This window comes from Methylobacterium symbioticum (assembly GCF_902141845.1).
GTDB lineage: Bacteria > Pseudomonadota > Alphaproteobacteria > Rhizobiales > Beijerinckiaceae > Methylobacterium > Methylobacterium symbioticum.
The window spans coordinates 40336-63940 of record NZ_CABFPH010000004.1 but is presented as its reverse complement, the minus strand read 5'-3'; the positions used below and the strand labels follow the sequence as shown (position 1 = coordinate 63940).

The window sequence follows — 23605 nt, the reverse complement described above, 5'->3', positions numbered from 1 at the left end:
ATGGAATCGTAAGCCCATCTGTGGAATGCCGAGGGGCAATCCGCGCCATGGGGCATCCGCGGGAGGAAGCGAACGTGTCGCTGCTGTCCAAGTACCTGCCGCGGCACCAGTTCGCCGAGCGGCACGTGACCGTGGTCGCGGGCACGGCCGCCGCCATCCACGCCGTCCTGGCGAGGCTGGAGCCGCGGGACGACCGGTTCATCGCGGGCCTGATCGCCCTGCGCGAACTTCCCGGACGGCTGACGGATCGACGCGTGGGGCCGGCGCGCTTCGGGCTGCAGACTTTCACGCTGCTCGAACGCTCGGCGAGCGAGACCGTGTACGGCCTGGTCGGCCGGTTCTGGCGGCTCGATTTCGGCTTGGTGCCGGTCGATGACGGCGCGGCCTTTGTCCGGTTCGACACGCCGGGCATCGCCAAGCTCGCGATGAGCTTCGAGACGGAGGCGCTCCCCGACGGACGGACGCGGCTGACAACCCGGACCCGCATCCATGCCCCCGACCGTGCCACGCGGCTCAAGCTGCTGGCCTATTGGATCGCCATCCGCCCAGCGAGCGGCCTGATCCGCAGGCGCATCCTGCGGCTCGTCAAACGGCAGGTGGAGGCGGCGCGCGCGGAGGCCGAAGACCGTCCCGGTCAGCCCTCGACGCGCGCGAGCGCGTCGGCGATGTAGCGATTGCCGCCGACAGCGGCCTCCCGCACGGCCTGCCGCTTGACGAGCCGCGGGATGCGCCTGCGCTTCGGCGCATCTGCCCCTCAATCGGTCCCGAGATTGCGGATGACGGTCAGGCCGCCGAGGCCGGCGATACAGGCGAGCGCGGCCGCAAACAGCGTCGCGCCGAGGGAGAGGCCGGCTTGGTCGATGGCGATGCCGGTCCCGACCGGCATCAGCCCGGCGGGGACGTAGCCGCCGATATTGAGGACCGCGTTGGCTTCGGCGCGATGGTTGCCGGGCACATGAAGGCCGATCAGCGTCAGGCCGCCGAGTTGGCCGAGGCCCTGGCCGGAGCCGGCGAGAAGGGCCGCAACGATCAGGACGGCGGCATTGGATGATGCCACGGCCAGGGTGATCCCGCCCATGGAGAGGATCGTCGCCGTCGCCCCGCAGAGGAAGATGGTGCGCACGGAGAGTTGGCGGGCGGCGAACTGGACGCCGGTCGCCGTCAGGAACATGGCGCAGGCCATCCCTCCGGCGATCAGCGGGCTGGTGACGCCGAGCAGGCGCGACAGCAGCGACGGGCCGAGTGCCAACACGAAGGAGGTCGCCGTGATACCAGGCCCGAAGACGGCGATGCCGAGATGCAGATGCCGGTGATTGGCGCGCGGGACGGCCGGCAGATGAGGGTGCCAGCCGGCATCGGTACGCGCGCCGCGATGCTTCAGCGGCAGGATGAGGACCGCGACGAGCGCGGTCAGCAGCACGACGAGTTCGACCGCGAAGGTCGGAACCACCGGCCGTTCCATCGCCAGGGCGAGGCTGCCGGCGATCAGCGGTCCCAGGCCGGCCCCGAGGACCATCGCGATGGACGCGACCAGAGCGGCTTGCCGCTTGCGATCCGGGCCGCCGAGATCGACGACCGCTGCCATGCCCGCCGACACCACGACGCCGACGGCGACGCCCGACAGGAAACGCGCAGCGATCAGCATGGGCACGGAATGCGCGCCGGCGAAGAGCAGACAGGCGACGATCGCCGCCGCGAGGCCCGGGATGAGGACAGGCCGCCGCCCGTAGCGATCGGAGAGTTGCCCCGCGACCAACAGGGTCAGCAGCAGGCCCAGAATATAGGAGGCGAAGATGGCGGTCAGCGTGGCCGACGAGAACCCGATCGCGTCCTGCCAGCGCACATAGAGCGGCGTCGCGGAATTGGAGAGAACGAAGACTGCGGTGACGATCCAGGCAGCCATCCACATCCGCCACGGCGGATCGGTGACCGAACAGGAGAGAGGACGGGCGGCAAAGGCCGAACCGGGAGACGACACGGGCAACCTCCGCATGGCTGTACGAGTTGATTCGTACTTAGAAGGTTCGATGAGACTCGTACAGCTATGTTCGACAAAAATCGTACAGGCATGCTATGACGGCTGCCATGCTCGCACCCAGCATCGCGTCCGTGCCTGCCGACCTGCCACTGCCGCTGGCCGAGCCGGATGCGGGAGAGCTGCGCCTGGAGATCGTCCTGGCGGCGCTGGCCGATCCGCTGCGGCTGACCATCATCCGCAAGCTGCTTCTGGAGTCTGAGGCTTACGACCACCCCTGCGGCTGGTTCGGCTTCGAGCGCCCGAAATCCTCGCTGACGCACCACTTCAAGGCGCTGCGCGAGGCGGGCCTGATCCGGCAGCGGCAATACGGCCTGGAGCGGCGCAGCCGCGTGCGCACCGAAGACCTCGATGCCCGCTTCCCCGGCCTGCTCGATCTGGTGAGGGCGTGGCGGCCGGACCTGTCGTCATGACCCGATCCGGGCGAGACCGGGCGACAGTTGCCACGGCCGTTCCGCATCGGTCGCATGGGCCATGCCGCCGACGTGCTCGCGCATGTCCACGGATCCGTTTCCAAAGCTGGTCGCCCGTCAGCGGACCTCGATCTCGATGTTGCCGAAGGGACCGCGGTCGAGGGGGTCGAGCGCCACCGGCAGCCTGTCGAGCGGGGAGCGCCGGTCGATCACCGGCTCGATCCGGTCGGCGTCCACGGCGCGGACCACCTCGCTGTCCCCGCGGCAGGGCGGCCCGCGACGATTCTCGATCATCTGCCCGCTCATGTCTTCGACAGCCATGCGCTCCGGCCTCAGACGCCACACCTGCCGCTCCGGGTGCGTCTGGCGGTCGACGCGCTCGCGGCCGCTCAACGCCCGGCGAGCGCTTCGAGCACCAGCTTGGCGGTCAGCGCCGAGGAGGCGGGATTCTGGCCGGTGACGAGCCGGCCATCGGCGACGGCGAAGGGGTGGAAGTCGGCGGCGCTGTCGTAGAGTCCACCGAGTTCGCGTAGCCGAGTTTCGAGCAGGAACGGCACGGACGCGTCCAAACCCACCGCGCGCTCCTCGCTGTCGGAGAAGCCAGTCACGCGGCGGCCCTTCACCAGCGGGGCGCCGGCTTGGTCCTTGACGTTCACCAGCCCGGCGGGCCCGTGGCAGACGGCGGCGACCACCTTGCCCTCAGCCCATGCGGTGCCGAGCAGCGCGGCCAGTTCCGCGCTCTCCGGCAGGTCGACCATCGTGCCATGGCCGCCCGGCAGAAACACCGCGTCGTAGGCCGTGACGTCGATGCCGGCCACGGCGGGCGTCGCGGCCAGCGCGCAGGATGCCGCTGCATCGTCCAGGAAGCGATCGACGCTCGCCTCGTTCTCGCCCTTCGGCTTGACCGAGCGCGGATCGATCGGCACCGGGCCGCCGGCGATCGACGCCAGCGTCACCGACGCGCCCGCCTCCACGAAGGCGTAATAGGGCGACGCCAGTTCCTCGAACCAGAGACCGGTCGGCTTGTCCGGGCCGCGTAGCGTCGCGGCCGAGGTGGTGATCATCAGAATGTTGGATTGGGCCACCGCATCGCTTCTTGCTCGCACCGGAGCTTGCCGCGTCACGTCAGGCGACAGAAATCATTCCTCGCGGTAGGAGGCATAGGATTTCTGATGGCTCGATGCGGCGATGAACCATCTCATCCATCTGCGTACCTTCCTCGAAGCCTATCGTGCCGGATCGCTGACCCGCGCCGCCGAGAGGCTCGGCATCACCCAGCCCGCCGCCTCCGCCCATCTCGCCGCGTTGGAAGCCACCCTGGGCAAGCCGTTGTTCCGGCGCCAGGCGCGCGGCGTCTCTCCGACACCGGCGGCCGACGATCTCGCCCGGCAGGTGGCCGCGAACCTCGACGGCATCGAGGCCGCGATGGCCTCGGCCCGAGCCCGCTCGAGCCAACTCGCCGGCACGGTCCATCTGGTCGGGCCGGCCGAATATCTGTCCGCCCGCATCGGTCCGGCGCTGGCGCCGCTGCTCGCGGAGGGTCTGCGCCTGCGCATCCAGACCGGCAATCGCGCGCGCATCTATGCGGCGCTCGCCGAGGGCCATGCCGACCTCGCCGTCACGGCCTCGAAGCCGGAGGGGACAGGCATCGGCTTTGCGGATCTCGGCCGGGAGCGGCTGCTGCTGGTGGCCGCCCCGGCGCTCGCCGAACGGGCCAAGGCCCGCACTGTCTCCGCCGCCTTCCTCTGCGACGTCCCCTGCCTCGCCTATGACGAAGATCTCGGTCTCATCCAGTCGTTCTTCACCCATGTCTTCGGCGCGGTGGCCGATATGCGGGCCGTGGTGACGGCGCCGGATCTGCGGATCCTGATCGGCATGGCGGAAGCCGGCGCAGGCTGGACCGTCCTGCCGGATTATCTCTGCGCCGACGCGCTGGCGGCCGCGCGCCTGGCCGAGTTGCCGACCGTGAGACCGGGGCCGGACAACGGCCTGTTCCTGGCGTGGAACAAGGCCGCCCTTCGCCATCCGCGCGTGGTGCATGTGCGGGATGGTCTGCTGCGGGCTGCGATCCCGGCGTGATCGACCTGCGGACGCCCCTTTGGGGGGGGTGAGCACGATCCGACAGGGATACCGTCGCCTATGACCGTGCGAGACCCAACCGGGTGCATGATCCCGCCCGTGCCGGTTGGCGATGGTGTCGCAATGACCCTGACACCAGCGGCCGACATGTCCGGACGCGCCGCGTTCGGACGATGCGTGCTCGCGGATCGAGCACGCGCTCTTCGGAATGCGGGCGTTCAGCGAAGCTTGGGCGCCACGATTTCGTGCCCGGATGCACGATCCCACTTCACGTAGACGCCCGCCTCATTCTTCCGGACCGAACTCTTGTTCCAGGTGGGCGGCGTGATGGCATTTCCCGGAACCGGCGTGAGCCACATCGAGACCTTGCCGCTGTGGTCCCAGTGACCGCCATCACCGCTCCCGCCCTGCACGGCGTCGAGGACGGTGTCGTCGAGTTCCTTGTCGACAGTGCTCATGAAAGGCTCCCGTTCGGACGCTCTCGAAGCGTCGCCGACCCTGTCTAGGACGAAGATACTACCCAGATCTTTCCTGGGCTTCGTCCGTCGGGTCCGGGATCTCAGTCAGTCGCCCGATGTTTAATTCAAACACAATTCTCCGGATCGAATGCCACGGATCCGGAGCCGGTTCCCATCCTTCCGCAAGCGCTGCTCGCACTAGAGCGCTCTCCGCCGAAGTGGATGCCGGTTCGGCGCAAGAGAGCGCGTCACAACAAGGGATTAGAGCCGTTCCCGGTCGCAACGTGACCGGGAACGGCTCTAAGGCTGTGCGGAGGCGATCCGTGAGCGATCCCTTCCGCTTGCGGGATGCGTTCGGGCCGGATCGGCCTGGGCGCGCTTCAGGCGATCTGCCGGTAGGCCAGGGTGGCGAACAGGCCGCCGCGCTCCAGCAACTCCCGATAGCTCCCCTGCTCGGCGACGCGACCGGCATCGAGGACGTAGATGCGGTCTGCGTGCTGCACGGTCGAGAGCCGGTGCGCCACGACGATGCGGGTGGCGTCGAGCTGTCTCAGCCCCTGCGAGACGGCCTGCTGCGTGCCGTTGTCGAGGGCGCTGGTGGCTTCGTCCAGCAGCAGGATGCGCGGGCGTCGCACCACTGCCCGCGCGATCAGGAGGCGCTGGCGCTGGCCGCCCGAGAGCAGGCCGCCATCCTCGCCGACATAGGTGTAGAGGCCCATGGGCATGGCCCGGACATCGCCGTCGAGCGCAGCCAGGCGCAGGGCCTCCCAGGCATCGGCCTCGGTCAGCGCCGCGCCGTTGAGGACGTTCTCCATCACGGTGCCGCCCGTCGTGCGGCTCGACTGGAGCACGACGCCCATCTGCCGGCGCACCGACCGCAGGTCGAGGCCGGTCTGATCCTGGTCGTCGAAGAACACCGAGCCGGATCTCGGCTGCTCGAAGCCCAGCAGGATGCGCATCAGGGTCGATTTGCCCGAGCCGGACGTGCCGACGATGCCGATGAATTCGCCGGGCCGTGCGTGGATCGACACGCCGTCGAGCACCGCCGGCCCGTCAGCCTGATAGCGGAAGACGACGTCGGCCAACTCGACGGCGCCTCTGAGATCGTGAGCCGCCCCGCGGGGCCCGAGATTTTCCGGCGTGGCCGCCAGGACCGGTTTGGCGCGCTCGTAGAGCGGACGCAGCGAGAGAAGGGCCGGCAGGGCACCGCCGAGAGCGAGCGTCGCCGCCATGAACTGGCCGTAGGCCGCGTTGAAGGCGATGAAGCGGCCGGTTCCGATATCGAGGCCGCCCAGACCCACGATGCCGATCATCAGGCCGGTCCCGGCAATCCCGAAGGCGGTGCCGAAGGCCGAGAAACGGGCCGAGAGCAGGTGCTGCCGCAGGTCCAGGTCACGCCGCTCGATGAAGAGCGGTGCCCAGCGGCCGAAGCCGCGCGCCTCCGCCCCCGCGACCTTGAGCTTGGCGATCCCCTGGATGAGCTGAAGCGACAGGGCCTGGAGCCGCCCCTCGGTGTCCAGCATGCGCCGCCGCCAATCCAGCAGGCGCAGGTTCACGCCCAGCATCACGGCGATCTCGCAGAGTGCCAGTGCCACGGCCACCAGCGCGAGGCGCCACTCGTAGTACAGGATCAGAGCCAGGCTGGAGAGCGAGAACACCGCCGACAACAGGGTGCCGATCACCGTGCCCCCGACCGCGTCGCGCATCTGATTGATGGCCGCCGCCCGGAGGGCGAGATCGCCTGTCGCGTGACCGCGGAAGAATCCGGCGGGCAACCGGAGCAGCCGATCCCACACCGCACCCTCGAGATCCGTGTTGAGCAGCGTGGCGACCCGCAGGAGCAGGAAGCCCCGCGCGAGCTCGAACACGAGCCCGCCGAGCCCGAGTGCGGCGATGCCGGCGACGAGGTGCAGGAGGTCCGACCGCGAGGCCGCGGGGATCACCGTCTCGAACAGGATGCCCGTGGCCACCGGCATCGCGAGGCCGAGCAGGCCTCCGGCGAGCCCGATCCCCAGCACGGCGAGGAGAGCCGGGAGGGCGAGCGGGAGGGCGAAGCGGAGCAGGCCGCGGCCGTCGATGGGGTGGTCGGGCAGGCGGCGCTGCAGCACGTAGCCGCGATCGGCCAGATCGGCGGCCTCCCGCGCCCCGACGCTGCGGAGGTGTCCGGCCGTCCGCATGCGGTAGCCGCCGCGCCAGCCCGTGCCGGCGATCAGCGCGACGGGCGTGCCGTCACGGCGGAAGCCGAGCACCGGTTGCCCCCCCGTCCGCCACCAGCCCGGCCTGAGCCGGATCCGGCGCACATGCACCCCGGCCCAGGCCGCGAGGCCGGCGAGACGGCGCTCGAACGGCTCCGCCTCATCCGCGTTGTCCGGCAGCGGGCCACCGGGCCACGTCACCGCGCTCGCCTCGGCGACGGCCCGGAAGGCTGCGGCGAGGGAGGTCTCCTCCAGGATGCCCGCACCGGAGGGGGCGATCAGCGGTGCGACGGCACCGGCCAGGATCGAACGGTCGCGGTCTGCCTTGCCGCCGAGCGCCGCAGCCTCGGCCGCGTCGTCCGCAGAGTCGAACGCCGTCAGCGCCTGGGCGAGCCGCGCCTGATGAGCGCGGACGGCGTCCGCCAGTCGGCCCGCGCTGGCGAGCGTCGCGCTCGACCGGGCAAGGATCCGCGCCGGCTCCGTTGCCGCGATGCCGCCGGCAGACGCCGCGACCGCGATCGGCGGCTCGCCCGGACCGCAGGGATCGGCGCCTGGAAGGCCGGCATCGACGCACCCGGAATCCAGCGTGATCCAGAGCAATCCGTGCTCGGGCCGGGCGGAGACGCCCGGCTCAAGGAGGCCGGCGCCCTCGCTGAGCGAGGCTGGCCGACCGGAAAGCGGTCGGGCGAGGACGCGGATCGTGTGCGCGATCCATCCATCCGCGGCGGCGACGGCCTCGGAGGCGCCCGCATCGAGCTGCTCCAGAAACGCGTCCGGCCGGAAGCTCGAGAGCTGCGCGCCGGGCTCCGGGAAGGCCCGGAGGCGCATCTCCGCTCCGGGTGGGAGTGGAAGCGCGATCTCGCCCGCGCGCAGCGTCGCGAGGCGGCGGCGGTGTCCGGCGCGTCCGGGGCGCTCGCAGTAGAGCTCGGCCGTGCCGGCCTCGATCCGCAGGCCGTCGCTGCCGACGATGACGGACTCATCGGCATGCAGGCCTCCGGCAGCCGCCCGCTCGGGTAGCTCAAGCAGCACGGATCAGCTCCGCATAGGTGCCGGATTGCCCGTAGAGCGCGGCATGCGTCCCGCGCTCGATCACGCGTCCCCTGTCGAGCACCAGGATCTCATCGCAGCCGCGGATCGCACTGAGCCGGTGGGTGACCAGGATGAGGGTGCAGCCGCGGCGGCGGAGATTCTCCAGGATCCGCGCCTCGGTCACGGCGTCGAGAGCACTCGTCGCCTCGTCGAGCACGAGGATGCTCGGTTCGAGCGCGAGGGCGCGCGCGATCTCCAGACGCTGCGCCTGGCCGCCCGACCAGTTGGCGCCGCCCTCGCTGACCGGCGCGTCGTAGCCGCCGGGGCGCGCCGCGATGGTCTCGTGGAGTTCGGCATCGCGCGCCGCCGCGACGAGGGCGCGCTCGCTCAGCCGCGGATCCCACAGGGAGAGGTTGTCGCGCACGCTCCCCTCCATCAGCACGACGGTCTGGTCGACATAGGCGATCGAGGCGCTGCGCACGCCACTGGGCAGGCGCTCGGCGGCCACGCCGTCGAAGAGGATGCGGCCCGACCACGGTTCGGCGAGGCCGACGAGCAGGCGCGCGATCGTCGACTTGCCGCTGCCGGAGGGGCCGACCAGCGCGATACGGGCGCCCGGCCTGATCGAGAGGGAGACATCCGCGACGAGGGCGGGGTCGAGGGGATTGTAGCCGAAGGCGAGGTCCTCGATCGTGACGGCGCCCGACAGGCGCCGGAGCGGCACGGCGTCGTCGTCGGGCGCGGCCTGGTGGCCGAGACGGTGGCGCAGCACGTCATCGACCCGCTCCATCGCGACGCGCAGCTCGCGCATCCCCGAGGCGACGCCCACCAGCCCGTTCACCTGTGCGAGGAAGCTCGACAGCACGGCCTGGAAGGCCGCGAGGGTGCCCACCGTGATCAGCCCGTCCATGGCGCGCAGGCCGCCGACGCCGAGAATCGCTGCCATGGTCAGGGCACCCAGGACGGAGGGGATCACGCCGAGCAGCTGGAGCGGCACCTGCATCCGCCGCAGCGCGTTCATGGTCCGGGCCTGGGCATTGGACCAGCGGTCGAGGAAGTCCTCCTCCGAGGCGGTCGCCTTGATCGTCTCGATCGATCGCACCCCGGTGATCGACAGGCTGCCGAGCGCGGCCTGCTCGCGCAGCACGGCGCGCGCCGAATCCTCCTGGCGCCGGGCGACGAGGCGGAGGAAGGCGACGTTGATCAGCGCCAGCCCGAGCCCGATCGCGGCCAGGACCGGATCGTAGAGGGCCATGAGGCCCCCGTAGAACACGGTCGCCAGCCCGGTCACCAGCAGAGCCGAGACCTGGCTGCCGATCAGGTCGCAGGCTCGCTCGGTCGTGGCCAGCCGGCTCGCGACGTCGCCTGCGTAGCGCTGCGCGAAGAAGCTCGGCGGCAGGCGCAGCAGGTGCCAGGTCAGACGCAGGCCGAGGGACACGCCGAGCTTCCACTGGAGGCGCGCCAGGAAGTGGCCCTGCAGCCAGCCGAGCAGGCCGCTCAGCAGGGCCGCGAAGGCGAGCCCGAGGAGCAGCGGACGGGTCCAGTCGGTCAGCCGATCGAGCAGGATGTCATCGACGAAGATCTTGGTCGCGGCCGGCACGAAGACGCCGGGCGCCAGGGCCGCCGCGCCGGCGAGCACCAGAAAGGCCACGCCGCCGCGTGAATGGGCGAGCCCTTCGCGCACGGAACGCCAGGCGCTCGGACGGGCGCCCGACCGCACGAACGCGGCGCCCGGTTTCATCGTCAGCAGCACGCCGGTGAAGGCGCGATCGAACTCCGCGTGCGTCACCGTGCGCGGACCGCTCGCCGGATCGTTGAGGTAGACGACGTTGCGGCCGATCCCCTCCAGAACGACGAAATGGTTGAACTCCCAGAACAGGATCGCGGGCAGTGGCTTGCCCGCGAGCTTGGCCGGGTCGGTGCGCCAGCCCGCGGCTTCCAGGCCGTGGCGCCGCGCCGCCTGGACAAGGTTCCGGGCCTTGCTGCCGTCCCGGGAGACGCCGCAGGCGACGCGCAGCTCCTCCAGCGGGATCCACCGGCCGTGATGGGCGAGGATCATCGCGAGGCAGGCCGCGCCGCATTCGGCGGCCTCCATCTGGAGGATCGTCGGGACCCGGGCGCGGGTGGTTCGCGGGAAGCGCGGCTCGGAGACCGTGGTCATCGGCGCGCTCACACGCCGATGAAGCGGCGCAGGGCCGGAATGAACAGGCTGATCGGCGCGCCGGACTTCACCGTGACCTGGCCTTCGATCAGGGTCGTCGAGGCGAGCGCGACCTCTCCGCCCCGCTGCGAGGTCCAGGCGTAGCTGCCGGCTCCGCCAGCGCCCGGTTCGAGCCGCACCACGAGCTGAAGCGGCGGGCCGCCGCGCATGAACAGCCGGGCGAGGTCGGGATTGCCGAGGCGCTGGGCGAGGGCGCTCTCGTTCTCGGGGCTCTCGTCGACCTGGATGACGGTGCCGATGAGCGTGCCGTATTCCTCCTTCTTGGCGGTCGAGGGGGACAGGCGCACCTCCATGCCGAGCTTGACCGCCTTGCCGCTGTCGGCCGGCACGTAGAGCAGCGCCTCGAGCCGGGGGCCGCCCTGCTCGATCACCATCAGCTTCTGTCCGGCCGCGACCAGGGCTTGGTCGCCGGCCTCGTTGGTCGTGATGACGCCGTCGGCGCGCGCCACGATCGTCGTCGCGAGGCGCTCGCTCAGATGCGCCTGTGTCCGCTGTCCCTCCGCGTCGCGGAGCTGGCGGTCCAGGGCCGCGAGATCCTCCTGCGACTTGTGACGCAGGGAGAGGAGCGCGGCATCGAGGGAGAGCAGGTCCGAGCGGGCCCGCGAGATGGATTGACGGGCGGCGAACAGCCGCTCGCGGGCGTCGATCACCCGCTCCGAGGGCGTCAGTCCCTTGGCGAGCAGGGATTCGCGCTGCTCCAGCAGCACGGTCAGTTCACGCACCCGCGCCTCGCCGAGATCGATCGTCTCCTGCAAGGCCTCGCGCTTGCGTTGCGCCGCCACCGTCTCCTTGCCGAGGTGATCCGCGAGCCGTTCGGCGAGTTCCTTGCGCTGGGCGGCGAGCTGGCTCACCCGCCCATCGACGTCGGCCAGCCGGGCGGCATCCTCCGGCGCGCTGAGCCGCGCCAGGAGTTCGCCCTTCTTCACGGCGTCGCCGCGCTGGCGGTAGCTCTCGATCCAGCCGGCCTTGGGCGCGTGGACGCTGACGAAGGCCCCCCCTGCCGGGACGAGCAGGCCTTGCCCGCTGACGGTGGTGCGATAGCTGCCGAAGACGGACCATCCGAGGCAGCCGCCGACGATGACCAAGGCCGCACTCAGGGCCGCCCAACCGAGCGGCGAGGTGACTTCCACCATCTCGTCGAGCTGGTCCGGCCCCGCCAGACTGGCGAGCGCTTCCTGACGGTAGAGAAGCCCCGACATCGGCACCCCGGTCCAAGTTCAATTCGGCAGCCGCGTCTTATGCCATTCATTCGCTAATGAATGATTAGCGTGTTATAAAGATCGAATTTTGGTCTGATGATCTTGTGCGTATACTTGTCGGTATTGGTTTTCGATCTGCGCCTCTCGATGTTCGGGCGCGATTGTTCGCTCTTCGCCAAAGCGGTTACCGTTTCGGCGAAGAGCGCTCTCGCGTATTACCAGCGCGCCTGCAGCCCGGCGGTGACGACCTGGGCATTGGCGCCGGGACGCAGCTCGCCCGCATAGCTGAGCGACAGCGCCACGCCCTCCGCGACCGGGCCGGTGAGGCTCACCCCCAGGACCGCGCCGTCCCGCCCGAGCGCGCTCGTGCGCGTCGTGAACGGGGCGCCGAACAGGCTTGAGCGCACCACCGCAGAGGTGTCGGCCAGTTCATGCGCCCAGTAGGCCCGTCCTTCGAGGCGCAGCCCCGCGCTCCCTGCGAGCGGCAGGCTCGTCACGCGCCCGCCGACGAGGCTGCGGGCGGCGTCGAGCTCGGCGCCGGCGAAGCTCTGCCCGGCCAGGCCGCCTTGCTCGGCCACGCGCGCCCGCGTCAGCCGGTCGTAGCTGAACCCGACCTCCGGCACGAGTTCCAGTGGCAGGCCGGTCGCGAGCGCGTACCCGGCAAAGCCCGACACCCCCGCGTTCCAGCCTGCCGCCAGTCCGCTCGCCTGCGAGACCGCGGCACCCAGGGCCGTCGTCCGGTCGATCCGACCATCCGCATAGGATGCGCCCGCCACGCCGCGCAGCACCACGGCGCCGAGCCGCGTGCTGGCATAGAGCGCGCCGCCGTAGCTGTCGGTGGCGAACCGGCCAAGCCCCGCGCCATCCGACCTGCCGCTCTCGCGCAGGTAGCTGAACGCCGCACCCACGAGCGTATCGGGTCCGACCTGCCGGTCGACGCCGAGGATCAGCCCACCGGCGTCGAAGGCCGCGCCCGCGGCCGAGCGGTCGCCGGAGCGCGCCCCGAACCCGTACAGCGCGTCCGCCCAGATCCGCCCCTCGCCCGCGGCCAAGGGCTGGTCCGGCGCCCCGGCACCGCCGCGCACCTGCAGCGCCGAGCGGTTCGGGCCCAGGCCGGGCTCGCCCGTGCTGAAGGCCGCCCCGCCGCCGCCGGTCCCGCGCAGGTGCCGGTCGACCGTGTCGGCGATCAGCCGCCGGGCAGCCAGATCGGTCATCATGGCGTCGCCGTAGCTCTGGCCCGACAGGCTGGCCAGCCCGCCCGGCAGTGTCGCCGGGGCGGCGGCGTAGAGCGGATCGTAGACGCGGGCGCGGGCCGCGTCCGGCCGCGTGCCCGCCTCGGGCCGGGCAAGGTCGAGGGCCGCTCCGACCGCCCGCGCGTTGCCGGTCTGGATCAGCCCGAACCCGGCGAGGTTGCCGTAGGCGGTCGGCGTCACCACCAGCTCGAGACCGTTGGCGGCGTAGAGCGCATCGAAGCGCGTGCCCGAGGCCAGCCCGGCTGTGGGCTGGACCAGTCCCGTGAACGAGCCCGACAGCCCGGCCTGGGCAGCCAGCACGTCGAAGCGCTGCCCAAGCGCGGGGGTGAAGCCGTTGCCGGCATCGCCGCTGATGCCGCGCAGGACCGGCACCAGGGTGCCGTTGGCCGACACCGTGCCGCTCGGGCCGAGCGCCAGGAGGCGCGCGAAGTTGCCCGCGCCGCTGCCGGTGCTCGGTCCGTCGATGTCGATCCCGAATGTGCTGCCCGGCGCGAAGCTGACAGGCCCGAGCACGGTGAGGGTGCCGGGCGAATGGCCCGGCCGGAGCGCGCCGGCGACCGCGACCGAGGCCGCGATGGTGCCGGTGCCGCGCAGGGTGCCGGCGGCCGCGACCATGACCGGCGAACTCCAGATGCCGTCGAGCGCGAGGGTGCCGGCCTGGACGATGGTCGGCCCGGAGAAGTGGCCTGTGCCGGTGAGCGCGAGGGTGCCGGCCCCCGCCTTGACGAGCAGTCCCGCCTGGGCCCCGTCCGTCATGACGCCCGAGAAGCGCGCGCTCCCGCCATCGATCTGCAGGGTCCCGGTCCCGGTGAGGGTGAGCGGCCGTGCGCTGGCGAAGCCGTCGGCCAGGACCTCCAGCGTGCCGCCACCGAGGGTGAGCCCGGTGCCGGCCGCGCCGAGATTGGCGTCGCGCGATACGGCCAGGGTGCCGCCGTAGATCGCGGTGCCGCCGGCATAGGTGTTGTCGCCGGCGAGTTCGAGCGTGCCGAGCCCGGTCTTGATCAGGCCGCCGACGCCGGAGATGTCGTTGGCGAAGCGGCCGGCATACCCTTGGGTGTTCACCGTCCAGGTGGCGGTGAACTGGCCCGGCCCGTCGATGGCCTTGCCGAGGTTGAGCAGGCCCCAGCCGAACGTGTCGTTCGGGACGCCGACGGGACCGTCGCCGAGATGGGTCGCGGTGGTGAGCAGGGTCTGGGCGATCTGCGGCGCCGTCAGGAACGGGAAGGCCTGACGCAGCACGGCGGCTGCCCCGGCGACATGGGGCGCCGCCATCGAGGTGCCGCTCATGAGGCCGTAATCCGGGTCGGCGGGATTCCCGCTCGTTCCCATGCGCAGCGTCGAGTAGATCTGGAACCCCGGTGCGGCGATGCACCAGGCCGCCGTCACGCCGCACAGGTTGCTGAACGGCGCCATCGCGTTGTTGCGATCGACGGCGACGACCGAGATGATCGATCCGGCAAGATCGGAGAAGTCGATCCGGCTCTGATCGACCGGATTGTCGTCATGATCGAAGAATTGATAGACGCCGCTGCCGGCGTTGGCGGGGCGGATATAGGGATAGAGGGCCGCGCCGCTCGGATTGTGCGAGATGTCCGGCTGGGTCTGGCGATCGTTGCCGGCCGCGAACACGAGCAGCATGTCGCGGTCGACGGCCTCCTTGATCGCCTGATGCTGCAGGACGTCGGCGCCGTAGACGGGTTGTATGCCCAGTCGGACATAATCCGGGTCCCAGGGGCGCGGAAAGCTAGGCCCGTAGCTGCCGTTGAGGACGCGGGCGTTCTGCTGCGTCGCGTATCGGATCGCGGATGTGGTATCCAGGAGATTGAACAGGGACAGGATCGTGCTGTCGAAGGCGACGCCCATCATGCCGACACCGTCGCGGGCCGCACCGACCGTCCCGGCCACATGGGTGCCGTGCCCGCCCCTGTGCCCGACAAGGATGTTTCCGAGATCGGTATCGAAGAGGCGGGTGGGGTCCTCACCGGGAATGAAGTTTCGCGAGAAGGGGGAGAGCCGGCCGCGGAATTCCGGATGGCTCGGGTCGATGCCGGTATCGACCACGGCCACCGTGACGCCGAGCCCCGTGAAGCCGCGCGCATAGGCCGTGGCCGCGTTGATGTGTGCGAGCCCGTAATCCGCCCGGTATTCGGGCGTATCGAACTGCGCCGCCGTCAAGCCCTCGGTCGAGGGCGATCGCGCCGGCAGGGTCTGCGCCGCCGCAGGTCCCAGGGCCGCGCTCAGAGCGGCGAGGGAGAAGCCGGCCAGCAACCCGGCCCGGAACGCTCCGCGGCGCATGGGGCGAGCGCGCCGGATCGTGAGGTAGCCGCCGGATCCTGCTGCGTTCCCTGCTCCGATGCATTGGCGAATCATGAAACCGGCCCCGCGAAGCTCTCAAGTGAGCACGGCGGGAAGCTTTAGGGGGATCACCTTCGATCGGCTAGCACATAACCGCCACAGAGGGCGTGAAGTGTGCCGCACAATCATCGAAAACCCCGGCCGGGAGGGCGGAACGTTCGCATCGACCGTCATCGTGGGCACGTCGCGCTCCGTGCCCGATATCGGCCGACGACCGCGTGGCGCCCGCCCGGCCGCCTCGGTTCAAACCGAAAACGCGCTCCGCCCCGGCGGCTCAGGGATTGGGCGGCGCCTCGCCTTTGCCGATGAACGGGATGCCCTCGATCGGACATTCCTCGGTGCCGACGCTCTGGCGGGTGATGGCGCGGACGGCATCGCGGGTTGCGTCGGGATCCTCGATCCAGCGGCGGTAGAAGTCGTACGGGCATTCCGACATCCCGTGCCGGTTCTCCTTCGAGTTGATCATGCCGGTATAGCCCCGGTGCAGCAGCTTGAAGAGATGGTTCTCGGACTGGCCGTGGGCGCGGAAGTCGCGGATCAGGAACTTCGACAGGGCGGCGTACTGGATCCCCATCGCCTCTTCGCCGCATTCGCCCAGCGTCCGTCCGTCGAACCCGATGATCGCCGAATGCCCGAAATAGGTGTAGACGCCGTCAAAGCCGGCGGCGTTGGCGACCGCCACGTAGGTGTTGTTGGCGAACGCCATCGCCTTCGAGATCACGATCTGCTGCTCCTTGGCCGGATACATGTAGCCCTGGCAGCGGACGATCAGCTCGGCCCCGCGCATGGCGCAGTCGCGCCAGATCTCGGGGTAGTTGCCGTCGTCGCAGATGATGAGGCTGATCTTCAGCCCCTTCGGCCCGTCCGAGACATAGGTGCGGTCGCCCGGATACCAGCCCTCGATCGGGGTCCAGGGCATGATCTTGCGGTACTTCTGCACGATCTCGCCCTGATCGTTCATCAGGATCAGGGTGTTGTACGGGGCCTTGCGGGGATGCTCCTCGTGGCGCTCGCCGGTGAGCGAGAACACACCCCAGACCTTGGCCTCGCGGCAGGCGGCGGCGAAGACCTCGGTCTCGGCACCGGGCACCGTCGAGGCCGTGTCGTACATCTCCGCAGCGTCGTACATGATCCCATGGGTCGAGTATTCGGGGAAGATGACGAGGTCGAGCCCGGGCAGGCCGGATTTCATGCCGACGATCATCCGCCCGATCGCCTTGGCGTTCTCCAGAACCTCGGCCCGCGTGTGCAGGCGCGGCATCGTGTAGTTCACCACAGCCACGCCGACGCTGTCCTGGCTCGACGAGATGTCACCGTGCATCATGGCACTGTCCTCTGCGATTGCGGGTCGCCGCCCCCTCGCCGCCCGCGGCGCGGGGGCGGCGCGGGGGCGTCCTGTCAGTGGCTGATCATCCAGGGGCGCGCGTTCGGGAAGCTCTTGGCGGCCGCGGGTGCGGATGCCGCCGTCTTCCTCGGCGCGCAGCAGCCGCAACCCGGCCCATGGCTCCCCGAGCGCCGCGGTGCGTGCCGGCTGCGCTCGTTGGTGGCATGGGCCGCCCGTGTCGCCGGGTCGAGCCCCGAGAGGCGCGGTGCGGTGAGGAAGGCGCGGCGGCACGTCGCCCCGCAATCGGGGCAGTCGTGCGGGTGCTGAAACTCGGCCATCGGCCGCATGACCGTGAACGGGCCGCAGCTCTCGCAGGCGTAGTCGTAGACCGGCATGATCAGAGATCCGGCGAGAGCGGCATCTGGATCGACCCGTCGAGGAACTTCGTCGGACCGGCGGCGCTCGGGTTGATGTCGAACTCGAAGATCTTCGTCGGGATCCACAGTGTCGCGCAGGCATTCGGGATGTCGACCACGCCCGAGATATGACCCTGGACCGGCGCGGTGCCGAGGATCGAGTAGGCCTGCGCACCCGAATAGCCGAACTTCTTCAGGTACTCGATCGCGTTGAGACAGGCCTGCCGATAGGCGACGTGCACGTCGAGATAGTGCTGGCCGCCCTGCTCGTCGACCGAGATGCCTTCGAAGATCAGGTAATCGTCGTATTGGGGCGTGATCGGCGACGGCTTGAAGATCGGGTTCTTGATCCCGTACTTGGCCATGCCATCCTTGATCAGGTCGACCTTGAGGTGCACCCAGCCCGCCATCTCGATGGCGCCGCAGAAGGTGATCTCGCCGTCGCCCTGGCTGAAATGCAGGTCGCCCATCGAGAGGCCGGCGCCCGGAACATAGACGGGGAAGTAGATCTTCGAGCCGCGCGAGAGGTCCTTGATGTCGCAATTGCCGCCATGCTCGCGCGGTGGCACGGTGCGGGCGCCCTCGGAGGCGGCCTTCGCCTTCGCGTCCCCCGAGAGCCGGCCCATATGCGCGGTCGGGCCGAAGGGCAGCGTCGCGAGCGCCGGGACGCGGCCGGGATCGGTATCGTAGAGGCCCTGCTCGCGCGCGTTCCAGGTGGCGAGCATCTTCGGGTCGGGCAAGCAGCCGATCAGGCCCGGATGGATCAGGCCCGGGAAGCGCACGCCGGGCACATGGCGTGACTTGGTGTAGAGGCCTTCGAAATCCCAGATCGACTTCTGTGCCTGGGGGAAATGCTCGGTGAGGAAGCCGCCGCCGTTCTTCTTCGAGAAGAAGCCGTTGAAGCCCCACTGGCTGTCGGGCTTGGCGCCGATGTCGAGGAGGTCGACCACCAGAAGGTCGCCGGGCTCGGCGCCCTCGACCCCGATCGGGCCGGAGAGGAAATGCACGATCGACAGGTCGATGTCGCGCACGTCGTCGGCGGAATCGTTGTTCTTGATGAAGCCGCCCGTCCAGTCATAGGTCTCGACGATGAAGTCCGAGCCGGGCTTGACGGTGGCCACCATCGGGATGTCCGGGTGCCAGCGGTTGTGCACCATGTCGTTGTCGTAGGCCGACTGGCTGAGATCGACCTTGATCAGCGTCTCGGGCATGTTCGTGTCTCCAGCTCCCTGTCCGCCCGGAGCGGACTCCATCCGCGCGCCGTTGCGCGAATCTCAGCCGTCGGCTCGTGCGACGCGTCCCTCAGACCGAGAGGAAGCGCGCGACTTGGCGCTCGTCGATGTCGGCGCGTAGGCTCTCGTGGACGATCGTGCCGTTCTCGATGACCAGCACCCGGTCAGCCACGTCCATCGCGAAGCTCAGCACCTGCTCCGAGACGACGATCGACAGCCCGCGCGCGTCGCGGATCGTCTTCAGGGTCCGCCCCATCTCGCGGATGATCGAGGGCTGGATGCCCTCCGTGGGCTCGTCGAGGAGCAGCACCTTCGGGCGGCTCGCCAGAGCCCGCGCGATGGCGAGCTGCTGTTGCTGTCCGCCCGAGAGGTTGCCCCCGCGCCGGCCCTTCATCTCGAGCAGGACCGGGAACATCGCGTAGAGGTCCTCGGGCACCGTGCGGGCACCCGTGACGGTCAGCCCGGTCTCGATGTTCTCCTGCACCGTCATGGTCGAGAAGATCATCCGGCCCTGCGGCACGTAGGCGAGGCCGCGGGCGACGCGGGCATGGCTCTTCAGGGCGGTCACGTCGATGCCGTCGACGGCGATCGTGCCGGACTTCGCGGGCAGGATGCCCATCAGGGTCTTCATCAGCGTGGACTTGCCCATGCCGTTGCGGCCCATCACCGCGACGATCTCGCCGGGCGCGACCGCGATATCGAGGCCGTGCAGCACCTCGCTCTGCCCATAGGCCGCGTGCAGGCCACGGATCGCCAGGATCGGGTCGGCTCCCGGCAGCACGGACGGAGGCGGCATCGTCGCGGCGACGGTCTGCAGCATCATGGGCTCCTCAATGGCCGAGATAGACTTCGATGACCTTGGGATCGTTCTTGACCCGCTCCATCGAGCCCTCGGAGAGCACCTTCCCCTGGTGCAGCACGGTGACCCTGTGGGCAATGTCCTCGACGAACTTCATGTCGTGCTCGATGACCAGCACCGAGCGGCCCTTGATGATCTGGTTGAGAAGCTCGGCGGTCTTCACGCGCTCGGCCACGCTCATCCCGGCCACCGGCTCGTCGAGCATCAGCAGTTCCGGGTCCTGGATCAGCAGCATGCCGATCTCGAGCCACTGTTTCTGGCCGTGACTCAGGAATTCCGCCCGCTCGCGCAGCTGGTCCTTCAGGAAGATCGTCTCGGCGATCTCATGGATGCGGTCGCGCACCACCGCATCCCGCTTGAAGGTCAGCGCGCCGAGCACCGAGCGCCCGCGCGGAAACGAGATCTCCAGGTTCTCGAACACCGTGAGGTCGTCGTAGATCGACGGCGTCTGGAACTTGCGGCCGACGCCCGCCTGGACGATCGCGCTCTCGGAGAGCCGGGTCAGCTCCTGGCCCTTGTAGCGGATCGAGCCCCCGCTGGCGCGGGTGCGCCCGCAGATCAGGTCGAGCACCGTGGTCTTGCCGGCCCCGTTCGGGCCGATGATCACCCGGATCTCGTCCGGGTCGACGTAGAACGACACGTCGTTGACCGCCTTGAACCCGTCGAAGGAGACGGTCAGCGCCTCGACGGCGAGGAGGAAGTCGGGCGCCGCCGAGTCGGCGCCGATGGCGGGGGAGGGGAGGATCGCGGCGTTCATGGGAGTCTCCTCGGGGGCTCTCACTCGGCCGGGGCGCCATGGGGTGGGGTGCCATGCGGCGGGAGGATCGCGGGCGGCGGCGCCCGCAGGGCCTTCACCCGCCGGGTCAGGCGCGGCTCGATCCGCTCGCGCCAGAGTCCCGCCAGCCCGTTGGGGAAGGCCAGCACCACGGCGATGAACAGCGCGCCGAGGCCGAACAGCCAGAGGTCGGGGAAGCTCTCGGAGAAGCTCGTCTTGGCCCAGTTGACGAGGAGCGTGCCCCAGACCGCGCCGAACAGCGACAGGCGCCCGCCGACGGCCGTGTAGATCACCATCTCGATCGAGGGCACGATGCCGACGAAGGAGGGCGACATGAACCCGACCTGGAGCGTGAACATCGCGCCACCGATTGCCGCGAAGCCGGCGGCGAGGCAGAAGGCGAAGACTTTGAAGCCCGCGACCGAGTAGCCGGAGAAGCGGACCCGGTCCTCCTTGTCGCGCATGGCGACGAGGATGCGCCCGAGCTTGGACTTCTTCACGTATTGCGCGGCCAGGATGCAGGCGATCAGCAAGCCGCCGTTGATGAAATACAGCACGAATTTCGCCGCATCCGTTCGGATGTCCCAGCCGTGCAGGGTGCGCAGGTCGGTGATGCCATTGATGCCGCCGGTATAGCCCTGCTGGCCGACGATCAGGATCGTCAGGATCGCGGCGATCGCCTGGGTGATGATGGCGAAGTAGGTGCCCCCGACCCGGCGCTTGAACATCGCGAACGAGATCACGAAGGCGAACAGGACCGGAACCGCGATCACGAGGATCAGGGTCAGCGGCAGGCTCTTGAACGGCTGCCAGAACCAGGGCAACGCCGTGAGCTGGTTCCAGTCCATGAAATCCGGGATGCCCGGCGTCGACTGGATCTTGGTGTTCTCGACGCTCGACGCCTCGAGTTTCAGGTACATCGCCATGCAGTAGCCGCCGAGCCCGAAGAACACCCCCTGGCCGAGCGAGAGGATGCCGGCATAGCCCCAGCAGATCACCAGGCCGAGTGCCACGAAGGCGTAGGTGAGATACTTGCCGACGAGGTTGAGACGGAAGCCGTCGAGCAGCAGCGGCAGCACCACCAGGATCAGGGCGGCGAGAACGAGCAGGCTCAGCCACTCCACCGGCTTCATGAAGGGGTTGTCGTTGACAGTGACGGATTTCGTCAGCGCCTGGACCGGGTTCGTCATCGCGGGCCTCCTCAGCGCCGGACCTTGAGGGTGAACAGGCCCTGCGGCCGCAGCATCAGGATCCCGACCACCGCCAGCAGGGTGAGCACCTTCGCCATCGAGCCGGAGAGGAAGAATTCGAGCGTGGACTGGGTCTGCGAGATCGAGAAGGCCGAGGCGATGGTGCCGACGAGGCTCGCCGCGCCGCCGAAGACGACGATGAGGAAGGTGTCGACGATGTAGAGCTGCCCGGAGGTCGGCCCCGTCGAGCCGATCATCGTGAAGGCCGAGCCCGCGACCCCCGCGATGCCGCAGCCGAGGCCGAACGTGTAGCGGTCGACCTTCTCGGTATCGATGCCGACGGCGCCCGCCATGGCGCGGTTGGCCATCACCGCGCGGACCTGCTGGCCGAAGCGCGAGCGGAAGATCAGCAGTGCGACCGCGCAGGTGATCAGGATGGTGACGGCCATCACGAACAGGCCGTTGATCGGAACCTCGATCGTGTCGGTGACCTGCACCGAGCCGATCAGCCAGGCCGGCAGCTCGACGCCGACTTCGCGTGCGCCGAAGATCGAGCGGTAGGCCTGCTGCAGGATCAGCGACAGGCCCCAGGTGGCGAGCAGCGTGTCCAGCGGCCGCTTGTAGAGGAAGCGGATCAGGCCCCACTCGACCAGCATGCCCATCGCGCCCGAGGCCAGGAAGGCGAGGCCCATCGCCACGAAGAAGGAGATCGGGAACAGGCTTGGCAGGTAGGACTGGAAGAAGGTCGAGCAGAGATAGGTCACGTAGGCGCCCAGGATCATGAACTCCCCGTGCGCCATGTTGATCACGCCCATCTGTCCGAAGATGATCGCGAGGCCGAGCGCCATCAACAGGTAGACGGAGAACAGGATCAGGCCGGCAAAACCCTGCATCGCGAAGATCGCGCCGAGGTCACCGATGGAATAGTCGCCGAACATGCCGTTACAGGCCTCCAAGGCGAAGCGGGATCGAGGGCAGTGCTGCTCTCCGATGGCGTCTCGTGGCGCTCCGCAGAACGCCCTCCCTCCCCCGGAGAGGGGGAGGGAGCCGGCACGACTACTGGTATCCCTTCGGGAACGGGTCGGGCTTGATCAGGTCCGGGCTGGTGTAGACGATCTCGAACTGGCCGTCGGTCTTGGCACGGCCGACGCGGGTCTTCGACCAGAGGTGATGGTTCGGATCGATCTTCACGTAGCCTTCGGGCGCGCCCTTGAACTCAAGCTCGGGCGAGGCCGCCACCACCTTGTCCACGTCGAAGGAATTGGCCTTCTCGCAGGCCATCTTCCACAGGAACGGCCCGAGATAGGCGGCCTGCGTCACGTCGCCGATGACGGTCTTCTCGCCCCACATCTTCTTGAAGGCGGCGACGAAGGCCTTGTTGTTCTCGTTCTCGATCGACTGGAAGTATTTCATGCAGGCGTAGGCGCCGGCGATGTTCTCGCCGCCGATGCCGTCGATCTCGTCCTCGGTGACGGAGATCGTGATCAGGACCTGCTTCGACAGATCGATGCCGGCCGCCTTGAGCTGCTTGTAGAAGGCCACGTTCGAGCCGCCGACCACGTCGGTGAAGATCACCTTCGGCTTGGTGAGCTTGATCTTGTTGATCACCGAATTGAACTGCGTGTGGCCCAGCGGGAAGTACTCCTCACCGACGACCTTGCCCTTGAGCACGTTCTCGACGTGCTTGCGGGCGATCTTGTTCGAGGTGCGCGGCCAGATGTAGTCCGAGCCGATGAAGTAGAACGTGTCGCCGCCCTTTTCCTTGTGCACCCAATCGAGGCCGGCGAGGATCTGCTGCGTCGCCTCCTGGCCGGTATAGAAGACGTTCTTCGACTGCTCCAGACCCTCGTAGAAAGTCGGATAGTAGAGCAGGCCGTTATACTGCTCGAAGACCGGCAGAACCGCCTTGCGGGAGGCCGAGGTCCAGCAGCCCATCACGGCGGCGCACTTGTCGTTGACGAGGAGCTTCTTGGCCTTCTCGGCGAAGGTCGGCCAGTCCGAGGCGCCGTCCTCCTGGATGATCTTGATCTTGCGGCCGAGCACGCCGCCCGCCTCGTTGATCTGGGCGATGGCGAGCTTCTCGGCCTGCTGCGCCCCCGTCTCGGAGATCGCCATCGTGCCGGTGACCGAGTGCAGGATGCCGACCGTGACCTCGCTGTCCGTCACCGCGAGCCCGGTGGTGTTGACCGCCGCGGTCGGGGCGGCGGCCCGCGCGGTCCCCGGCAGCAGAGCCAGCGCCGGGAGGCCGGCCAAGCCCATGAGCAGCCTGCGCCGCAGCGGCGAGCGCAGGCCGGAATCGAAGCCGGTGTCGGTGTCGTCTGCCATCGTGCCTGACCCTGTTGGCGTCCGGGCCTGTGAGGGCGGCCGCGGATCGACACGGTCAGGCTAGGGGGGCTCCCGCGGCGCAGCATATACGCTGTTTTGCGTATGGCCGGCCCCTTGCCTCTGCCGCATCGTCGGGCTGCATATCCAAGGGACCGATGACACCGACGGCACAGGATCCGAGCCGCGTCGCGGCGTGTTGCGGCGCGCGTGCCACCGCGCGCGCGGACGCTCGACCGCGCGCGGGCGA

The 23605-nt window shown here is 69.4% G+C and carries 19 protein-coding genes; 3 read left to right on the top strand and 16 right to left on the bottom strand.

The window, feature by feature from the left end:
- The first annotated feature begins 74 nt into the window (after positions 1–74).
- Entirely contained in the window at positions 75–671 is a 597-nt protein-coding gene (locus tag MET9862_RS02760; RefSeq protein WP_142581582.1) for a hypothetical protein, read from the top strand.
- Between the two features lie 83 nt (positions 672–754).
- Here the strand turns inward: MET9862_RS02760 and MET9862_RS02755 are convergent, their stop codons facing one another.
- Complete coding sequence (locus MET9862_RS02755; RefSeq protein ID WP_244612530.1) at positions 755–1903, bottom strand: MFS transporter; 1149 nt, start codon at positions 1901–1903, stop codon at positions 755–757.
- 182 nt (positions 1904–2085) lie between these two features.
- On the opposite strand from MET9862_RS02755, the gene MET9862_RS02750 reads away from it, so the two are divergent.
- A complete protein-coding gene (locus tag MET9862_RS02750) occupies positions 2086–2448 on the top strand; it encodes an ArsR/SmtB family transcription factor (protein ID WP_185156729.1) in 363 nt (120 codons plus the stop codon).
- Positions 2449–2565: 117 nt separating this feature from the next.
- On the opposite strand, the gene MET9862_RS29135 is transcribed toward MET9862_RS02750, so the two are convergent.
- Together MET9862_RS29135 and MET9862_RS02740 are read right to left on the bottom strand one after the other, a co-directional pair.
- Complete coding sequence (locus tag MET9862_RS29135; RefSeq protein ID WP_185156728.1) at positions 2566–2769, bottom strand: hypothetical protein; 204 nt, start codon at positions 2767–2769, stop codon at positions 2566–2568.
- Positions 2770–2837: 68 nt separating this feature from the next.
- Positions 2838–3533, bottom strand: coding sequence for a type 1 glutamine amidotransferase domain-containing protein (locus MET9862_RS02740; protein WP_438616590.1), 696 nt, complete (start codon positions 3531–3533; stop codon positions 2838–2840).
- A 103-nt stretch (positions 3534–3636) separates the two neighbouring features.
- Between MET9862_RS02740 and MET9862_RS02735 the strand changes: the two genes are divergently transcribed.
- Positions 3637–4527 carry a LysR family transcriptional regulator gene (locus MET9862_RS02735; protein ID WP_142581580.1) on the top strand — a complete coding sequence of 297 codons (891 nt, stop codon included), beginning with the start codon at positions 3637–3639 and terminating at the stop codon, positions 4525–4527.
- Between the two features lie 218 nt (positions 4528–4745).
- Here the strand turns inward: MET9862_RS02735 and MET9862_RS02730 are convergent, their stop codons facing one another.
- From MET9862_RS02730 to urtA, 13 genes are all read right to left on the bottom strand, one after another.
- Entirely contained in the window at positions 4746–4985 is a 240-nt protein-coding gene (locus MET9862_RS02730) for a hypothetical protein (RefSeq protein WP_142581579.1), read from the bottom strand.
- Between the two features lie 380 nt (positions 4986–5365).
- Complete coding sequence (locus tag MET9862_RS02725) at positions 5366–8209, bottom strand: NHLP bacteriocin export ABC transporter permease/ATPase subunit (protein ID WP_142581578.1); 2844 nt, start codon at positions 8207–8209, stop codon at positions 5366–5368.
- Positions 8199–10370 (bottom strand): NHLP family bacteriocin export ABC transporter peptidase/permease/ATPase subunit, encoded by a 2172-nt coding sequence (locus tag MET9862_RS02720; protein ID WP_142581577.1) that lies wholly within the window; start codon positions 10368–10370, stop codon positions 8199–8201. The genes MET9862_RS02725 and MET9862_RS02720 overlap by 11 nt, the downstream gene beginning before the upstream one ends.
- An 8-nt stretch (positions 10371–10378) precedes the next feature.
- Positions 10379–11629, bottom strand: a complete 1251-nt coding sequence (locus tag MET9862_RS02715) for an NHLP bacteriocin system secretion protein (protein WP_142581576.1) — start codon at positions 11627–11629, stop codon at positions 10379–10381.
- Between the two features lie 215 nt (positions 11630–11844).
- Positions 11845–15177, bottom strand: coding sequence for a S8 family serine peptidase (locus MET9862_RS02710; RefSeq protein WP_244612529.1), 3333 nt, complete (start codon positions 15175–15177; stop codon positions 11845–11847).
- A gap of 334 nt (positions 15178–15511) precedes the next feature.
- Entirely contained in the window at positions 15512–16561 is a 1050-nt protein-coding gene (locus MET9862_RS02705; RefSeq protein ID WP_142581574.1) for an aliphatic amidase, read from the bottom strand.
- Between the two features lie 74 nt (positions 16562–16635).
- The gene (locus MET9862_RS02700) at positions 16636–16956 is read right to left on the bottom strand and encodes an FmdB family zinc ribbon protein (RefSeq protein WP_142581573.1); all 321 of its coding nucleotides are present in this window, start codon (positions 16954–16956) and stop codon (positions 16636–16638) included.
- Between the two features lie 2 nt (positions 16957–16958).
- The gene (fmdA, locus tag MET9862_RS02695; RefSeq protein ID WP_142581572.1) at positions 16959–18188 is read right to left on the bottom strand and encodes a formamidase; all 1230 of its coding nucleotides are present in this window, start codon (positions 18186–18188) and stop codon (positions 16959–16961) included.
- A gap of 91 nt (positions 18189–18279) precedes the next feature.
- The gene (gene urtE, locus MET9862_RS02690; RefSeq protein WP_185156733.1) at positions 18280–18969 is read right to left on the bottom strand and encodes an urea ABC transporter ATP-binding subunit UrtE; all 690 of its coding nucleotides are present in this window, start codon (positions 18967–18969) and stop codon (positions 18280–18282) included.
- A 70-nt stretch (positions 18970–19039) separates the two neighbouring features.
- Complete coding sequence (gene urtD, locus MET9862_RS02685) at positions 19040–19825, bottom strand: urea ABC transporter ATP-binding protein UrtD (RefSeq protein ID WP_142581570.1); 786 nt, start codon at positions 19823–19825, stop codon at positions 19040–19042.
- Positions 19826–19845: 20 nt separating this feature from the next.
- Complete coding sequence (gene urtC / locus MET9862_RS02680) at positions 19846–21033, bottom strand: urea ABC transporter permease subunit UrtC (protein ID WP_142581569.1); 1188 nt, start codon at positions 21031–21033, stop codon at positions 19846–19848.
- An 11-nt stretch (positions 21034–21044) separates the two neighbouring features.
- The gene (urtB, locus tag MET9862_RS02675; RefSeq protein WP_142581568.1) at positions 21045–21971 is read right to left on the bottom strand and encodes an urea ABC transporter permease subunit UrtB; all 927 of its coding nucleotides are present in this window, start codon (positions 21969–21971) and stop codon (positions 21045–21047) included.
- A 118-nt stretch (positions 21972–22089) separates the two neighbouring features.
- Entirely contained in the window at positions 22090–23358 is a 1269-nt protein-coding gene (gene urtA, locus MET9862_RS02670; protein ID WP_142581567.1) for an urea ABC transporter substrate-binding protein, read from the bottom strand.
- Positions 23359–23605 lie beyond the last annotated feature (247 nt).

Bases quoted from the DNA above. Each gene is read 5' to 3' on its own strand.
- urtD (WP_142581570.1), bottom strand. From the start codon at position 19,825: ATGAACGCCGCGATCCTCCCCTCCCCCGCCATCGGCGCCGACTCGGCG.
- fmdA (WP_142581572.1), bottom strand. From the start codon at position 18,188: ATGCCCGAGACGCTGATCAAGGTCGATCTCAGCCAGTCGGCCTACGAC.
- MET9862_RS02730 (WP_142581579.1), bottom strand. From the start codon at position 4,985: ATGAGCACTGTCGACAAGGAACTCGACGACACCGTCCTCGACGCCGTG.
- MET9862_RS02715 (WP_142581576.1), bottom strand. From the start codon at position 11,629: ATGTCGGGGCTTCTCTACCGTCAGGAAGCGCTCGCCAGTCTGGCGGGG.
- MET9862_RS02720 (WP_142581577.1), bottom strand. From the start codon at position 10,370: ATGACCACGGTCTCCGAGCCGCGCTTCCCGCGAACCACCCGCGCCCGG.
- MET9862_RS02735 (WP_142581580.1), top strand. From the start codon at position 3,637: ATGAACCATCTCATCCATCTGCGTACCTTCCTCGAAGCCTATCGTGCC.
- MET9862_RS02705 (WP_142581574.1), bottom strand. From the start codon at position 16,561: ATGATGCACGGTGACATCTCGTCGAGCCAGGACAGCGTCGGCGTGGCT.
- MET9862_RS02755 (WP_244612530.1), bottom strand. From the start codon at position 1,903: ATGGCTGCCTGGATCGTCACCGCAGTCTTCGTTCTCTCCAATTCCGCG.
- MET9862_RS02710 (WP_244612529.1), bottom strand. From the start codon at position 15,177: ATGCGCCGCGGAGCGTTCCGGGCCGGGTTGCTGGCCGGCTTCTCCCTC.
- MET9862_RS02700 (WP_142581573.1), bottom strand. From the start codon at position 16,956: ATGCCGGTCTACGACTACGCCTGCGAGAGCTGCGGCCCGTTCACGGTC.
- MET9862_RS02750 (WP_185156729.1), top strand. From the start codon at position 2,086: ATGCTCGCACCCAGCATCGCGTCCGTGCCTGCCGACCTGCCACTGCCG.
- urtB (WP_142581568.1), bottom strand. From the start codon at position 21,971: ATGTTCGGCGACTATTCCATCGGTGACCTCGGCGCGATCTTCGCGATG.
- MET9862_RS29135 (WP_185156728.1), bottom strand. From the start codon at position 2,769: ATGGCTGTCGAAGACATGAGCGGGCAGATGATCGAGAATCGTCGCGGG.
- urtA (WP_142581567.1), bottom strand. From the start codon at position 23,358: ATGGCAGACGACACCGACACCGGCTTCGATTCCGGCCTGCGCTCGCCG.
- urtC (WP_142581569.1), bottom strand. From the start codon at position 21,033: ATGACGAACCCGGTCCAGGCGCTGACGAAATCCGTCACTGTCAACGAC.